Source organism: Leucobacter albus (assembly GCF_039528015.1).
Lineage (GTDB): Bacteria > Actinomycetota > Actinomycetes > Actinomycetales > Microbacteriaceae > Leucobacter > Leucobacter albus.
In genome coordinates this window covers 25,231-40,512 of the sequence record NZ_BAAAKZ010000016.1, presented here as the reverse complement: position 1 = coordinate 40,512, position 15,282 = coordinate 25,231, and the positions used below count along the sequence as shown (strand labels likewise).

Here is a 15,282-nt window from a genome sequence, read left to right as displayed (position 1 = left end):
TCACAAATTGACTGGGCGCGGCCTGTGCAGTTGCGATTAGAGTGAAAGTGTCCACTCCGCACCGTTCGAAGGAGCGCACACTGAACGCGTCAGCAGCTGAGAAGATCGTCATCGATGACACCGTGTGCGATAGCCAGCAGCAGGGGCTCGCTGCGCAGGCGAGCACGCTGTCAGGGGCCGTTGGCCCCGCGTCAGCGAGCCTGGGGTCGGCTGCGTTCGGGGTGATGAATAGCCTTCTCGTCGGCCCAATGAACAGCCTTGCAAGCCGAACTGGTGAGCTCGCCAGCACGGCATCGGCGTTCGCCTCCCGAATGTCAGAGGGCGTGGGGGCTGCGAAGGCCACGTTCGCGGAGGTCGAGGAGGCCGCCGTTGCGGCGTTTGACGGCACGGAGGTCGGCGGGTGAGCGTCGCCGTGGGCGGGCTCACAGGCGCGGTAAGAGGCGGGGCGTGGGCGAACGGTCTCATGGCCCCGATGCCAACCGGTGTTCCGAACATTGCGCCCGATATTGTCGGCTGGGCGCTGAGCTACGTGCAGCCGCTCGAGGCCTGGTTCCACGAGCTCCTCGGTGACCCCGGCCAGGTGGAGGGCGTCGCCGCCTCGTGGGAACAGGTCGAGAGCACGCTCGTCGGCGTCGCTGACGAGCTCAGCACCCTTGAGCAAGAGCTTGGCTCGCTCGTGGGCCGCACTGTGCGAACTTTGGAGCTCCGCTACGAAGACTTAAAGCCCGTGGCGCGTGATGCCGCCGACTGGTCGGGGGCGGTTGCCGCTGCTGCGCGGCTTGCCTCACGCGTCGTCGCCGGGGTGCGCCAGTTCATCTTCGACTTCCTTGACCGGCTCGCCCGCTTGATCGGGGCGCTCTTCGGCTTCACGCTCAACCCGTTCGAGAAGGTCGAACAGCTGTACAAACTCGCCTCGGCCGCAGCCGAACTCATCATGGCGGGCCGAGAGCTCATTGCAAACATGCTCGGCGCATTCGCAGACCTCGCAGGCTTGTTGCAGAAGCTCGGCCCGGTCATCGATGAAGCGCTGACCCGGCTGCGCGAGACGCTGGCACTCATGCTGCCGGTTGCCGGCGGGTTGGTTCTCGGTCTGCCGGGCGTAATTCTGGGTGGGGCGAAACGGGACGCGCTCACCGCGAGTGGCGACGTGAAGCGATATGACGATGAGGCGCTGCGGAACAAGCTGGACAAGGTTGCGGACAACGTCAGTGACTCTACAGGAAGAACGTTTCCTCGGAATAGCCTCGATTCGTTGGCTGACCTGGTGCAGGCGAATTCGCTCACTGACAGGCTCGGGGAGGCGGGCTCGACCGCGATCGACGTGAAGCTCGTGCGCGGGCCCGATGGCAGCGAGCACTGGGTCGTGTCACTACCCTCCACGCAACAGTGGTTCGATATCTTCGGCGGTGGGGCGATGAACGACCTCAACACGAATGCTGCACTAATGCTTGAGAAGAACCCCGAGATGGCATCTCAATACGAGCGGGCGGTGATGCGCGCAATGCGAGAAGCCGGGATGTCTGCGGGAGACCCTGTCGTGTTCACGGGGTTCAGCCAGGGCGGCATCATGGCCGCCAAGCTCGCAGAAAACACGAACCTGCCGTACACCACCATCGGGGTGGTAACGAACGGGTCGCCGATTGACACCTTCAACATTCCCCCGCACATTCCTGTGATCGCATTCCAGCACAAAGGTGATGTTGTGCCTAGCCTCGACTTCAACAGCGATGGCGCGACCCTCCCGAACGTGCGGCGTGTTGAGCTACCAGCTCCTTCGGGGGAGGGCGAGAACGGCAAAGCGCACAATAACAACAACTATGCGGCGTCCATCGACCTGCACGCGGCAGGCGTTTCTGCTGAGTACAGCTGGATGGGCGGTGAAATCATTGACCACCAGGTCTTCGAGAGCGTACAGCGATAGCCGGCGGCGCCGACTTGCCGCGGCAGCCGCGGCAATAGCGCTCGCCTTGGCGCTATCCGGTTGCGCAGCGTTGCTGCCCGACACGCACGAGAAGGTAATCCCCGAAACGATCGCTGAGGCCGAGGTCGGCGCTTCGGAAGTGAGCGTCGGAACCGGCTGGGAGGGGTTCTCTAAGAGAATTCGGGTGCATCTCAGCTTTGAGACCGATGAGATCACGCAGGATCAGGTCACTCGGTCGCTCGCCACAGTGAGCGAGGGGTTGGGCCGTAACTCGCAATCAAAACTGGTCGTTGCTTTTTTGGGTCGAAGTGCTGAGCCTGCCGGTGGTGTTGAGGAAACCCTCCAGGAGCTGAACCGTCAGCTTGGCAGGAGTGGTGACGGTGTCGTGGACGGTGAAGACGCGATCCTCATTTTCTCCTCCGGCAAAGAGCTGCAGGAGTTTGTCAGCGACCTGCGCGATGCGGGGCTGCTGTGATGCGCAGGGTCGTTGGGGCGGCCGCGGCAGTGGTCTTGGTGGCTGTGCTCGCGGGTTGCGCAGCGTTGCTGCCTGACACGCACGAGAAGGCGATCCCGGAAAAGATTGCTGAGGCGGAGATCGGCGCTTCAGACGTGCGTGTGGGCACCTCCTGGGAAGGGTTTGACAAGACAATTAGCGTTTACCTCAGTTTTCAGACCGATGAGATTACATCGGACCAGGTGATCGATTCGCTTGCTGCCGTGAGCGCTGGCCTGGGAATGAACTCTGGCGCAGGTTTGTCCATCGCCTTCTTCGCCGATGGCGCGGAACCGGTGTGTGGCGTTGAAGAAACCCTGCAGTCCTTGAACCGACAGCTCGGCAGAAGTGGCACTGATGCAGTAAACGGGGAAGACGCGATGATTTTCCTTTCTTCTGGCAAAGAGCTGCAGGAGTTTGTTAGTGAACTGCGCGATGCGGGGCTGGTGTGATGCGCAGGGTCGTTGGGGTGGTCGCGGCAGTGGTCTTGGTGGCTTTGCTCGCGGGTTGCGCAGCGCTACTACCCGACACCCATGAGAAAGCGGTCCCCGAGAGGGTTGCTGCGGCCGATATCGGCGCTTCGAGAGTGCAAGCGGGCACCTACTGGGAAGGTTTCTCCAAGGGTCTCAGTGTTGATCTCTACTTCGAGACCAGCGGCATCACGCCCGATCAGGTCACCCGCTCGCTCGTCGCAGTGAGCGAAGGCTTGGGGTTAAACTCTGGCGCGAAGTTGACGGTAGCGTTCTTCAGCGAAGGCCCAGATCAGTTGGGCGGTGTGGCGGAGACCCTGCAGTCGCTGAACCGACAACTTGGCAGGAGTGGCGAAGACGCGGTGGATGACGACAACGCGATCATCATTTTCTCCTCCGGCAAAGAGCTGCAGGAGTTTGTTAGCGACCTGCGCGATGCGGGGCTGCTATGAGGCCTAAGGTAGCGGCGGTCGTCGCCCTCGTGTTGGTTGCCCTGCTCGCAGGGTGTGCTTCACTGCTGCCAGACACGTTTACACGGGAGGTGCCCCAGAAGCTCTCCGACGCCGACATCGGTGTTGTCGGCGTCGATGCCTCGACGAGCTGGGAGGGCTTTTCGAAAGTCATTACTGTCAGAGTGCAGTTTGGGCCCAATCCGATCACAGACGAGCAGTTCCGTGGCACGCTGGTGGCGGTCAGTGAAGGGCTCGGGGTGAATGCCGGCGCGAAGTTGATGCTGTCGTTTCGAGGCCAAGAGTTTGAGCCGGCAGAGGGCGTTGTAGAAGCAACGCAGACACTCAACCGCGAGCTGGGGCTGAGTGGGGGCGAAGCGCTCGACGGCAGTCTTTCGCTCCTGCTGTTCTCATCGGGTAAAGACCTGCAGGCCCTCGTCACCGAAATGCAGAACGCGGGGCTGCTATGAGGCCAAGAGTTGCGGCGATTGTTGCCGCGGCGTTCGTGCCCTGCGCGCAGGGTGTACTTCACTGCTACCAACCGGTCGCGACCTGGCTGCGCTTCAGTGGGTCACGGCGCTGTGATGCGCTCCGCGAATGGGCAGAATCGAAAGAGAGGCAACATGTCACCAGAGAATGACGCTCAAGAGGCTGCCGCGGCTGCACTTGCCAAGGTCGACGCGCAGGTAGCCGAGGCTGAGGCCAGGCGCGCTGGCATCGACCAGCTCGCTGGCGAGATCGCAACACTGACAGCGACGGCGCGCTCGCCGCAGGGCGAGGTGAGCGTGGAAGCGCAAAGCGGCGGCAGGGTGCTGCGGGTGGCTGTGACTGAGCGGGGTGCGCAGCTCTCGGCAACACGCCTCTCTCAGTTGCTCACCGACACCGTGGCCGATGCGCAACGCAAGGCGGCTCTCGCTGCCGTCGACCGAAGCGCGCAGGTGCTCGGCACCGACTCACCGTTCGTCGGCCAGTTACGGGCTGAAGCCTCCGAGGCGTTTCCGGGCGCGAGCACTGGCTCGGGCGATATTGGGTACCGGTAGGGAGCCCAGATGAGCACGCTAGAAGTCACTCCGTCAACACTCCGCACCGCCGCCAAGGTGCTCGGTGATGCAGCGTCGGGAATCAACGACGAGCTCGAGCAGCTCAGCGATGCCGCTGACGCGCTTCGGCTCGCATGGGAGGGTGACGCGCAGACCGCGTTCGATCGCTCCCAGACCCATCTGCGTGCACGCATGGAAGAGCACGGGGCGCAGCTTACCGCGATCGCTGCGCAACTCGCGAAGCTCGCAGACAACTATGGCACCGCAGACCGGAACGCTGCTCGCGGGCTTGGCGGGCAGTAGCGCGGGTCGCATAGAATCGCGGTGGGGGCGATACCAATCACACCTGGAGGTACGCGTGGCCGTCTGCGATGACAACGGCGTTGACGAACCCACTCGGCGAACGGCTGGCTTGCAGCGCACGCCTGCGCGGGCTCGGCACGCCGCGGGCTCGCGCAATGGGCGCCCCGGCACGGCGGGTGGCGTGCGGCGGAGCGTGCAAATGCCGGATGGCGTGTATTGGCTTGAAGGGAGGGTGTCTGATGGCGCGTAGCGTGGTGTCGATGGTTGCTGGTGGTGTGCTGCTGGGTGCTGCGGTGCTGGGTGGTGTGGTGTCTGGTGGGTCGCCAGCGCAGGCGGCTTCGTTGACCGAGGAGGAGCGCGTCGCTGGGCTGTGGTACGCGGATCGGTTGGGGTTTGATGAGCTCCAGGCGCAGGGCGCGACTGGTGCCGGCGTCAAGATCGCGGTGATTGATGTCGCGATTAACCCTGATATCCCTGAGCTTGCTGGCGCGAACATCACCGTGAAGGGCGGGTATTGTGCGTACCCCGAGACTGGAAAGACTGTTCCGGCGGTGAGTGATGACCCGGAGCGGGCTTCGCACGGAACTGATGTGGTGGCCATGCTGGTGGGCAATGGTGTTGCCGGGGATGGTGGGCCGGGTACTCGGGGGATTGCGCCGGAGGCTGAGGTGTGGTTTTACGCCACGGGAATGCCTGGCGAAGAAGCGACTGATGAGACTGCGGGGTGTGAGAAGTATGACGCTTCGCGCGGGGTGTTTTATGAGGATACGGACGCGGAGTACCTTTCGGACGACTACTTCTTGGGATCTGCTGGTGCGTACGCTGCGTGGAACGCTGTCCGTGATGGGGCGGACATTGTTGTCTACTCCAACGTTGGTGATGACATCAGCGGATGGGCCACTGCTTTGACAGAGGGCCTTCGCTCGGGGGTGCCGTTTGTAGTCGGAACGCATAACCCAGATGGGGATATTGAGAGTCAGCTTCTGCGGCGCTTTCCGTTCGTGCTGAACGGCGTTGTCAGTGTCTCTGGTGTTGATTTCGAAGGCAACCTCCTGAACGGAGGTGGAATAACAGCGGGGATCGATGGGGAAGCCGAAGGCTCGAATAATCTGGGATTCTTATCGGCAGGTTCCTCTGTACTGACCCCTTCGTCAACAGATGGTTGGGAACCAAAAAACAGCTTTGGAACGTCACTTGCGACGCCATTGGTTGCAGGGACCTTAGCCTTAGGGTTGCAAAAATTTCCTGAAGCGACAGCTAACCAGGTTCTTCATGCGATGATTCGTACGACGGGTGCCGATGGATTGCATGAACCAAGGTGGAGCGGTAAACAACTCGGCTATGGAATTGCAATGCCTCTGTCGTTGATTGAAATTGATCCGACGAGTTTCCCCGACGAGAACCCGTTTTTTGTGATGAGTCCAGACGACCCCAGGTGCCTGGACCCGGGCGACACGTCAGCAGCAGCTCCGACCTCGATGGAGAAGTGTGCGTGGGCAGCGTATCCGACCTCTGATGTCGTGTGGCCCAGCGGGCCAGAGGTGCCAGGCGGAACGACAGAGGTCGGGCAAGCGAAGGCCCCTGGATGGGTGCCAATTGCAATTGTCGGTGGTGCAGTTCTTATCGCAGGGCTGATCGCAACGGCGATTGTCGTGCCGATCGCGGTGTCGCGCTCGCGCAAGCGCGCGGCGGGAGTTGTCTCTCGAGGGAGGGTGTCTGATGGTGCGTAGCGTGGTGTCGATGGTTGCTGGTGGAGTGCTGCTGGGTGGCTTCGTGTTTGGTAGCGCGGTGGCTGCAGAAGCTGCACCGTTGGCGCCCGATGAGCGTTCGAGTGCTCTGTGGTACGCGGATGGTCTGAGGTTTGATGAGCTGCAGGCGCAGGGCGCGACGGGCGAGGGTGTCAAGATTGCGGTCATTGACGCGGCGTTGAACCCTGATGTGGCGGAGCTTGCCGGGGCGAATATTACGGTGAAGGGTAGCTATTGTGCGTTCCCGGATACTGGCACCCCGGTGCCTGCGGTGAGTGATGATGTGGCGCGTGCCGGGCACGGGACGAGTGTTGTTGCGATGCTTGTTGGGAATGGTACGTCGGCTGATGGGGGCCCGGGTACGCGGGGCATTGTGCCTGATGCTGAGGTGTGGTTCTACTCGACGGGGTTGCCCAACGAATCTGCCGGTGATGATGGTGGGGTGAAGTGCGAAAACTACGATGGTGCGCGTGGCGAGTTCTACGACACCGATCTGCACCTTGATTCGCCTGATTATTTCCCGGGGAGAGCGGATAGTTATGCCGCGTGGAATGCAGTGAGAGACGGCGCGGATATCGTGGTTTACTCCCGTGTCGATGGCGATGTTCCTGGGTGGAATGCCGCGCTTCAGACAGCTTTGCGGGCCGGAGTTCCGATCGTTGCTGGTACTCCGAACCCGGATGGCGACATTATCGCTCAGACCATGCTGAATGTTCCCTTCGCATTAAACGGGGCTGTGGCGGTGTCTGGGCTGGATAATGAGGGAAACATTCTCAGTGGTGGCGGTGATCGTCTCGACCCGATGTTCGGCGAGGCACTGGGGGCTCGCAACCTGGGGTTCCTTTCTGCTGGCACGAAGTTGTTGGTGCCGTCTTCGGCCGACGCGTGGGGCCCAAGTCTCGGGTATGGTACGTCGCTTGCGACTCCACTGGTTGCTGGTGTGATTGCGTTGGGGCTCGAGGAGTTCCCTGAGGCGACCGCGAATCAGGTGTTGCAGGCGATGGTGCGAACCACCGGCACCTCAGGGGAGCATGAGCCGCGTTGGGGTGGCGACAAAGAAGGGTACGGGCTGGCAAATCCAAAGGCTCTCCTCGAAGCGGATCCAACCCAGCACCCTGATGAGAACCCGCTGTTCGCGGCGTCTTCGGATGATCCAAGGTGCTCTGTGCCTGGTGAGCCCCCGGCTGCGAGCATGGACGAGTGCTTTTGGGCCTTCACCCCGACGTTCGAAGACGTTTGGCCTAGCGGAACAAGCGAGGAGATTGGGCCGCGAGAGCCGAGCTCAGAAGCCTCAGCTGCTTGGCCGGCATGGGCGACAGTAGCGATCGTGCTGCTTGTCGTTGGGGTAGCCGGCACAGCAATTATCGTGCCGATCGCGGTGTCGCGATCACGGAGGCAGCGCGGTTGACCTCAAATGGTTGGCACCAATGGCTTGCTCGTGGGTGTTCTGTCGAACGTCATTCAATTCGGTGGTCGACGAGTAGCGTGTGAAACCCGAGCTCTATCTCGGCCAGCTAGATAGTGACAGATCGAAAACTTCGCCCCCAATAGACGCGGAGGTCGATTAGACTCAAACCGGACCGAGACCACATCACACCTGGAGGAACACCCATGGCTGGCGGCGACGAGATCCTAGTTGACGAAGAAGCGCGGGGCATTATGCTTGCGCTTGGTAAACACGACCCTGAGGGTCCAGGTGCGTCAGACGTTGCTCAGGTCACCGGGCCAACCTCTTCTGTGGGTACTCTTGAGTATCGTCGAACAATGCAGAGGGTGGGCGATGTGAGCCGAACTTGGTTTGTCGACTACCTGGAAATCATTCGACGGGACTGCGCAAACGGCGTGAAAGCTCTTGACGACTTCACAGCACAAGACGCGGAAATCATGTCGCTTCTTCGCAAGTATGAGGAAGAAGCCACGTCAGCAGCATCACAGAGCTCTAGCCCGCGAACAGCTCTGCCCGGCGGAGAGTCTCCACCCAATACGGGGTCGGTCACCCATGAAACCCCAAGTGGGTCTGACGTTGCGTCTTGGGGTAAGCCTGTTGGGGGTTAGATCGGCGACCGCAGCTGTAGGCCTTGCGGTGTCGGCGGTCCTGCTTGGCGGTGTGGGACCCGTAAACGCGGTCGCGCTGCCTGAGAATGAGCGTTCGAGTGCTCTGTGGTACGCGGATGGTCTGAGGTTTGATGAGCTGCAGGCGCAGGGCGCGACGGGCGAGGGTGTCAAGATTGCGGTCATTGACGCGGCGTTGAACCCTGATGTGGCGGAGCTTGCCGGGGCGAATATTACGGTGAAGGGTAGCTATTGTGCGTTCCCGGATACTGGCACCCCGGTGCCTGCGGTGAGTGATGATGTGGCGCGTGCCGGGCACGGGACGAGTGTTGTTGCGATGCTTGTTGGGAATGGTACGTCGGCTGATGGGGGCCCGGGTACGCGGGGCATTGTGCCTGATGCTGAGGTGTGGTTCTATTCGACCGGGTTGCCCAACGAATCTGCCGGTGATGATGGTGGGGTGAAGTGCGAAAACTACGATGGTGCGCGTGGCGAGTTCTACGACACTGATTTGCCCTCCGACTCGCCTGACTATTTCCTAGGGAGAGCGGATAGTTATGCCGCGTGGAACGCGGTGAGAGACGGTGCGGATATCGTGGTTTACTCCCGTGTCGACGGCGATTCCATCGGGTGGACTTCCGCGCTTCAGACAGCTTTGCGGGCCGGGGTTCCGATCGTGGCAGGTACGCCGAACCCGGATGGGGACATCACCGCTCAGACGAGGCTGAACTATCCGTACAAATTAAACGGGGTCGTCGCGGTGTCTGGGCTGGATAATGAGGGAAACATTCTCAGTGGTGGCGGTGACCGTCTCGACCCGATGTTCGGGGAAGCGCAGGGGTCTTCGAACCTGGGGTTCCTTTCTGCTGGCTCGGAGTTGTTGGTGCCGTCTTCGGCTGAAGCGTGGGGCCCAAGTCTTGGGTATGGTACGTCGCTTGCGACTCCACTGGTTGCTGGTGTCATTGCGTTGGGGCTCGAGGAGTTCCCTGAGGCGACCGCGAATCAGGTGTTGCAGGCGATGATGCGCACCACCGGCCCCAACGGTTTGCACGAACCAGAGTGGGTCGACCGCAAAAAAGGGTATGGTCTGGCGAATCCGATGTCGCTGTTGAACGTCGACCCAGCCACATACCCAGACGAGAACCCACTGTTCGTAGAATCGGCGGATGACCCGAGATGTATACAGGCCGAGGAACCCGCCCCTACGAGCATGGATCTGTGTCGATGGTCCATTGGTCCGACGTTCGAAGAGGTTTGGCCTAGCGGAACAAGCGAGGAGATTGGGCCGAAGGAGCCGAGCCCAGAAGCCACAGCTGAATGGCCGGCATGGGCGACAGTGGCGATCGTGCTGCTTGTCGTTGGAGTAGCCGGCACAGCCATTATCGTGCCGATCGCAGTGTCGCGTTCGCGTCGAGGTAAGACACAACAGGCCCAGCAACGGGTATGAAATTCGGAGGCTGACAATGGGTGAATACGAAGAGAAACTGCGGGATCTTGCCGAGGGAGGCCCATGGGCAGCTCCTGGTATCGGAACGCTGATCAAAGCGATCGGCAAACAGCAGGCTGAAGTGCAGCGCAGCATCGCATCGCTACCGCAGCACTGGAAGGGCCAATCAGGGGATACTTTGCTGGCTCGGTTGAAGGCTCACGCCAACAACCTTGGATACCTCCAAGAGGGTCTCTATGTGACCCAACAGCGGATTACGGGTAGTGGGCAGTACTCGTGCTCTGCGGGGAGCGATAACCAGGAACGTGTGCGCCTGGCGAGGGAGGCGCTAGAATCGTTGCCCTCATCGATCATTCCCCAGGGAGTTCTCGATGCCGTCAACCAGGGGGCGAAGACTGTTGAAGTGGCCGGTGTTGGGCTCGTTAAAGTGGGGGCCCAGACCGTTGGCTGGCTCACGGACCGATTGCTCTCCGGTCGTGAGGCCGCCGCCAAGGAGGCATTCGGCCATATCAATTCCCAGATCTTGGCTTGGAGCGGAGAGTTGCCTCCCAAGAATATTCGCTTCGACCCGATCCCTGAGTTCGGCAAAGCACCAACCCCTGTCCCCCCACTGGTCTATGACACCGGTAGCACACCGAGCGGCAACTTCGGCGGGCCCGGCGGCGGTAGCGGCGTCGGCAGCTTCCCCGGTGGCGGTGGCGGTGCTGGCTACCCGAGCTACCCCGGCGGCCCCGGCGGTGGCGGCACTGGGTGGACCCCGCCAGGGGGCACCACGAACCCTGGCGGCACGGGCAACCCCGGCGGAGATGGCTCTGGCGGCGGTAACGGCGGCGGCACTGACGGCAACGACGGCAGTGGCACACGGCCGGTGTACCCGGGTGGCGACGGCACGACGCCGACGCGGCCGGGTGGCCCGTCGGTCGACAGCGGGCTCGAGGGCGGCCGGCCGGGCTTTGGCGTCGGCGCTGGTCTCGGCGCCGCGGGCCTGGGCGCTGTCGGGCTTGCTGCTGGCGCGAAGATCGCCGGCGGAGCCAGTGGCGCGGGCTTTGGAGCGGGCGGCTTCGGTGTTGGTGTTGGCGGTGCTGGCGCCGCCGGTGCTGGCACGGCTGGCATGGCCGGCACCACGGGCACGGGCGCTGCGGGCGCCGGGGCCGGCAACTCCGGCTCGGGCGCCGCGAAGGGCGCTGGCGCTGGCCGGCCCGGCATGATGATGGGCGGCCAGGGCGGTGGTGCGGCAGACAAGAAGGGCGGCACGAACCGTCTCGGCTACGTCGCCCCGAAATTCGAAGATGAGTATGAGGAGAACATGCCCCACCCCGCATCGCGCGCGGGTAAGCGTGGAGAATAACTGAATGAGTAGCCGCCTCGCGCCGCCACGCGTCCCTTCAGGGACCCTGTCGGTTCAGCCCCCGCCCGAGCTCGAAGCTGCAGACGGGGGCGGCGGCATCCTCACTTCGATGCTGCCCATGCTCGGAAGCGTCGGCGCCATCATCATGGTGTCGGTCTCAAACTCCGGCCCAACCGGGTGGCTCACGGGCGGCATGTTTCTCATCTCGGCCCTCGGCTTCGTGTTCGTCAACGGGTGGCGGCAACGCTCCCAGCGCCAGGCGCAGCTGATGAGCTCGCGGCGCGAGTACCTCGCCTACCTCGCAGAGCTGCGCACGACGGTGCGCAACGGCGCGCGGGCGCAGCGACGCGAGCGCAACTGGCGCTACCCCGACCCGGGCACGCTGAGCTACCTCGTCGAAGACAGCACGCGGGTGTGGGAGCGCGACCCGTCGAGCGAAGACCACCTCACCGCCAGGCTCGGCGTGAACGACCAGCCGCTCGTGTTCACGCTTGAGGCCCCCGAGATTCCGCCGGCCGCGCAGCTCGACCCCGTCGCCGCGACCGCGGCCCACCGCTTCATCGCTACCCACGCGATGCAGGCCGGGCTGCCCACCTACCTGCGCATTCCGGGCTACGAGGCCCTCGAAATCGTCGGTGAAGACCTCGACCGGGTGCGCGGGCTCGCACGCGGCATCATCACCCACCTGGCAACGATGCAGAGCCCCGAAGACCTGCTCATCGTCATCGCTGCAGGCCCCAACGAGCTGCCCCACTGGGAGTGGGCGAAGTGGCTGCCGCACGTGCAGTCGCCGAGGCTGCGCGACAGCCTCGGCCCCGCCCGCATGATCGGGGCAGACACCACCACGCTGCTGAGCATGCTCCCCACCGAGGTGCGCGAGCGGCCCCGCTTCGTGCGCGACGCCCCCGTCGAGGGCCAGCAGGTGCTCGTCGTCGTCGACGGCGCGCGAGTCGCGAGCGGCGACGCCGTGTTCGGCGGCGGGCTGCAGGGCGTGACCGTGCTCGAGCTGCCGCAGGAGTGGGACGAGTCAGACAACCCCAACCGCGGCAGGCTCGCACTCTACGACGGCGGCGCCGACCTGCTCGAGGGCTCGCGCAGGCTCTTCCACTTCACCCCAGACAACATGAGCGTCATCGAGGCAGAGGCGGTTGCCAGGCGCCTCGCGCCGCTGCACAGCGTTGAGGGCGGCGGCCAGGTCGCCAAGACCGGCAGCAACCGGCAGCAAGAGCTCATCGACCTGCTGCGCATGCCCGACGTGCGCGACCTCGACTTCGCCCAAACGTGGCGCTACCTGCCAGAGCGCGACCGGCTGCGCGTGCCCATCGGCCAAGACACGTCGGGGGCGCCGCTGATTCTCGACCTGAAGGAGTCTGCGTCGCAGGGCATGGGCCCCCACGGCCTCATCATCGGCGCGACGGGCTCGGGTAAATCTGAGGTGCTGCGCACGCTCGTGCTGTCGCTCGCGCTCACGCACTCGCCCGAGCAGCTGAACTTCGTGCTCATCGACTTCAAGGGCGGCGCGACGTTTGCTGGAATGGCCGACATGCCGCACGTCTCTGCGATCATCACGAACCTCGGCGACGAGATTAGCCTCGTCGACCGCATGGAAGACGCCCTGCTCGGTGAGATGACGCGCCGCCAAGAGCTGCTGCGCGCCGCCGGCAACTTCGTGAACGTCGGCGAGTACGAGAAGGCGCGCAAGAACGGCCGCGACGATCTGCCGCCGCTGCCTGCCCTGCTCATCGTCGCCGACGAGTTCTCAGAGCTGCTCAGCGCGAAGCCCGAGTTCATCGAGACGTTTGTGGCGATTGGCCGGCTTGGCCGCTCGCTGCACGTGCACCTGCTCATGGCCTCGCAGCGCCTCGAGGAGTCGAAGCTCAAGGGCCTCGACACCCACCTCTCGTACCGTGTCGGCCTGCGCACCTTCTCTGCTGCCGAATCGCGCAGCGTCATCGGTGTGCCAGACGCCTACCACCTGCCGCAGGAGCCGGGCGGCGGCCTGCTGAAGGTTGGCAGTGACGAGCACCTCACGCAGTTCCGTGCCGCGTACGTGTCGGGCCCACCACCGGCACGGCGCGCCAAGGTCGAGGCGATCGATGGTGGCGGATCCGCGACGGCACACATCGTGCCCTTCACCGCGGCAGCCCACGGCCTCGTCGACCCGGCCGCGGAGGCCGCGTCTGCGAACGCCGAGGCGGAGCAGCGGGCGGCCGAGCGCGCCGCCGCCGAGCCCGAAGAGACCCGCAGCACCTTCGACCTCGCCGTCAGCCGCATGGCCGGCCACGGCCCGGCGGCCCACCAGGTGTGGCTGCCGCCCCTCGAAGACCCTGCAAGCCTCGACCAGCTGCTCGGCGAGCTGTCGGTCAGCTACGAGCTCGGCCTGCACGCGCCCCGGTGGCGCGAGCACCGCAGGCTTACCGTGCCGCTCGGCATCGTCGACGTGCCACTGCAGCAGCGCCGCGACACCCTCGCGCTCGACCTGTCGGGCGCGCAGGGCAACCTCGCCATCGTCGGCGCGCCGCTGTCGGGCAAGAGCACCGCGGCCCGGTCGCTGCTCGCCGCCCTCGCGCTCACGCACACGCCGCACGAGGTGCAGGCCTTCGTTATCGACTTCGGCGGCAGCTTCGCGGGTCTCACCGGGCTGCCCCACCTCGCGGGCCTCGCGACCCGCAGCGAGCCCGAGGTCATTCGCCGTACCGTGGCCGAGGTGACCTCGCTGCTCAACGCCCGCGAGGGCTTCTTCCGCGCCCACGGCATCGACTCGATCGACACCTACCGGTCGCGGCGCGCGCAGGGGCTCGTCGACGACGGCTACGGCGACATCTTCCTCATCGTCGACGGCTACGGCACGCTGCGCAACGACTACGAGACGCTCGACCTCGCGCTGCAAGAGATCGCGGCGCGCGGCCTCGGCCTCGGCGTGCACCTCGTCGTCACCGCGAACCGGTGGCTCGAGATTCGCCCGGCGCTGAAAGACCTGCTCGGCGGCAAGGTCGAGCTCAGGCTCGGCGACTCCGCAGACTCCGAGATCTCGCGCAAGGCGGCGGGCAACGTCACCGCGCTGCCGGGCCGCGGCCTCGACCAGAGCGGGCTGCAGATGCTCATCGCGGTGCCGCGCATCGACGGCGTCGGCTCGAGCGAGGCGCTCGCAGAGGGTGTCGAAGATCTCGTCGCGAAGATCTCGAGCGCCTGGCAGCGCGAGCCGGGCCCGAAGCTGCGGCTGCTCCCCTCGGTGCTGCCGCTCGAAGAGCTGCGCGAGCACCCGGCCGCCGCGCCCGGCGAGCTGCTGCTCGGCCTCGACGAGGCGGCGCTCGCGCCCGTCGGCATCGACCCGGCGACAGAGTCGCACCTCTTCCTCTACGGCGACTCTGGCTCGGGCAAGTCTTCGATGCTGCGCGGGCTGGCCCACGAAATCGCGCGCCACTACGCCGAAGGTGACGCGCGCATCTTCATGATCGACTACCGCAGGGCGCACCTCGGCGAGATTCCCGAGGCGTACCTGGGGGCCTATCTCACGAGCGCCGAGCAAGCGACAGCGGCGATCGCCGAGCTCGTCGAGTTCTTCCGCGGCCGCCTGCCCGGCCCCGAGGTCACCACCGAGCAGCTGCGCAACCGCAGCTGGTGGTCGGGTGCCGAGGGCTTCGTGATGATCGATGACTACGATCTTGTCGCCACCCAGCAGGGCAACCCGGCTGCCCCGCTCGCCCAGCTGCTCGCGCAGGCCAGCGACGTCGGGCTGCACGTGTTCGTCACCCGCCGCAGCGGAGGCGCCTCGCGTGCCGCGTACGACCCGATTCTGCAGGGCATGACCGACCTCGGCGTGACCGGCATTCTGCTGAGCGGCAGCCCAGACGAGGGCCAGCTCATCGGCAAGGTGAAGGCGGTGCCGAGTATTCCCGGTCGCGCGCAGATCGTGTCGCGTGCGCGCGGCCACCAGGTCGCGCAGCTCGCCTACGTGCCGTCAGCACACGAGGGCGAGTAGCGTCGGCGATCCGCCTCCCGTGGCCTTGC

The 15,282-nt window shown here is 64.4% G+C and carries 13 protein-coding genes; all 13 read left to right on the top strand.

What is annotated here, in order from left to right:
- Positions 1-47 precede the first annotated feature (47 nt).
- The gene (locus tag ABD115_RS14925; RefSeq protein WP_343962297.1) at positions 48-404 is read left to right on the top strand and encodes a hypothetical protein; all 357 of its coding nucleotides are present in this window, start codon (positions 48-50) and stop codon (positions 402-404) included.
- Positions 401-1,921, top strand: coding sequence for a hypothetical protein (locus tag ABD115_RS14920; RefSeq protein WP_343962295.1), 1,521 nt, complete (start codon positions 401-403; stop codon positions 1,919-1,921). The genes ABD115_RS14925 and ABD115_RS14920 overlap by 4 nt, the downstream gene beginning before the upstream one ends.
- A 70-nt stretch (positions 1,922-1,991) precedes the next feature.
- Positions 1,992-2,396 carry a hypothetical protein gene (locus ABD115_RS14915; protein ID WP_343962294.1) on the top strand — a complete coding sequence of 135 codons (405 nt, stop codon included), beginning with the start codon at positions 1,992-1,994 and terminating at the stop codon, positions 2,394-2,396.
- Entirely contained in the window at positions 2,396-2,866 is a 471-nt protein-coding gene (locus tag ABD115_RS14910) for a hypothetical protein (RefSeq protein ID WP_343962291.1), read from the top strand. Before ABD115_RS14915 ends, ABD115_RS14910 begins: the two co-directional genes overlap by 1 nt.
- A gap of 17 nt (positions 2,867-2,883) precedes the next feature.
- Positions 2,884-3,336 (top strand): hypothetical protein, encoded by a 453-nt coding sequence (locus ABD115_RS14905; RefSeq protein WP_343962289.1) that lies wholly within the window; start codon positions 2,884-2,886, stop codon positions 3,334-3,336.
- On the top strand, positions 3,333-3,803 hold the full coding sequence (locus tag ABD115_RS14900) for a hypothetical protein (RefSeq protein ID WP_343962286.1): 471 nt from the start codon (positions 3,333-3,335) through the stop codon (positions 3,801-3,803). The genes ABD115_RS14905 and ABD115_RS14900 overlap by 4 nt, the downstream gene beginning before the upstream one ends.
- A gap of 153 nt (positions 3,804-3,956) precedes the next feature.
- Complete coding sequence (locus tag ABD115_RS14895; RefSeq protein ID WP_343962283.1) at positions 3,957-4,373, top strand: YbaB/EbfC family nucleoid-associated protein; 417 nt, start codon at positions 3,957-3,959, stop codon at positions 4,371-4,373.
- A 9-nt stretch (positions 4,374-4,382) separates the two neighbouring features.
- Positions 4,383-4,676 carry a WXG100 family type VII secretion target gene (locus ABD115_RS14890; RefSeq protein ID WP_343962280.1) on the top strand — a complete coding sequence of 98 codons (294 nt, stop codon included), beginning with the start codon at positions 4,383-4,385 and terminating at the stop codon, positions 4,674-4,676.
- 239 nt (positions 4,677-4,915) lie between these two features.
- Entirely contained in the window at positions 4,916-6,406 is a 1,491-nt protein-coding gene (locus ABD115_RS14885; RefSeq protein WP_343962278.1) for a S8 family serine peptidase, read from the top strand.
- Positions 6,396-7,832, top strand: a complete 1,437-nt coding sequence (locus ABD115_RS14880; protein ID WP_343962276.1) for a S8 family serine peptidase — start codon at positions 6,396-6,398, stop codon at positions 7,830-7,832. Before ABD115_RS14885 ends, ABD115_RS14880 begins: the two co-directional genes overlap by 11 nt.
- A gap of 591 nt (positions 7,833-8,423) precedes the next feature.
- Positions 8,424-9,923 (top strand): S8 family peptidase, encoded by a 1,500-nt coding sequence (locus ABD115_RS14875; protein WP_343962273.1) that lies wholly within the window; start codon positions 8,424-8,426, stop codon positions 9,921-9,923.
- Positions 9,924-10,260: 337 nt separating this feature from the next.
- Entirely contained in the window at positions 10,261-11,271 is a 1,011-nt protein-coding gene (locus ABD115_RS14870; protein WP_343962271.1) for a hypothetical protein, read from the top strand.
- Between the two features lie 4 nt (positions 11,272-11,275).
- Positions 11,276-15,253, top strand: coding sequence for a type VII secretion protein EccCa (gene eccCa / locus ABD115_RS14865; protein ID WP_343962269.1), 3,978 nt, complete (start codon positions 11,276-11,278; stop codon positions 15,251-15,253).
- Positions 15,254-15,282 lie beyond the last annotated feature (29 nt).

Coding starts and splice junctions, on each gene's coding strand:
- ABD115_RS14910 (WP_343962291.1), top strand. CDS start 2,396: ATGCGCAGGGTCGTTGGGGCGGCCGCGGCAGTGGTCTTGGTGGCTGTG.
- ABD115_RS14900 (WP_343962286.1), top strand. CDS start 3,333: ATGAGGCCTAAGGTAGCGGCGGTCGTCGCCCTCGTGTTGGTTGCCCTG.
- ABD115_RS14895 (WP_343962283.1), top strand. CDS start 3,957: ATGTCACCAGAGAATGACGCTCAAGAGGCTGCCGCGGCTGCACTTGCC.
- ABD115_RS14890 (WP_343962280.1), top strand. CDS start 4,383: ATGAGCACGCTAGAAGTCACTCCGTCAACACTCCGCACCGCCGCCAAG.
- ABD115_RS14885 (WP_343962278.1), top strand. CDS start 4,916: ATGGCGCGTAGCGTGGTGTCGATGGTTGCTGGTGGTGTGCTGCTGGGT.
- ABD115_RS14880 (WP_343962276.1), top strand. CDS start 6,396: ATGGTGCGTAGCGTGGTGTCGATGGTTGCTGGTGGAGTGCTGCTGGGT.
- ABD115_RS14875 (WP_343962273.1), top strand. CDS start 8,424: ATGAAACCCCAAGTGGGTCTGACGTTGCGTCTTGGGGTAAGCCTGTTG.
- eccCa (WP_343962269.1), top strand. CDS start 11,276: ATGAGTAGCCGCCTCGCGCCGCCACGCGTCCCTTCAGGGACCCTGTCG.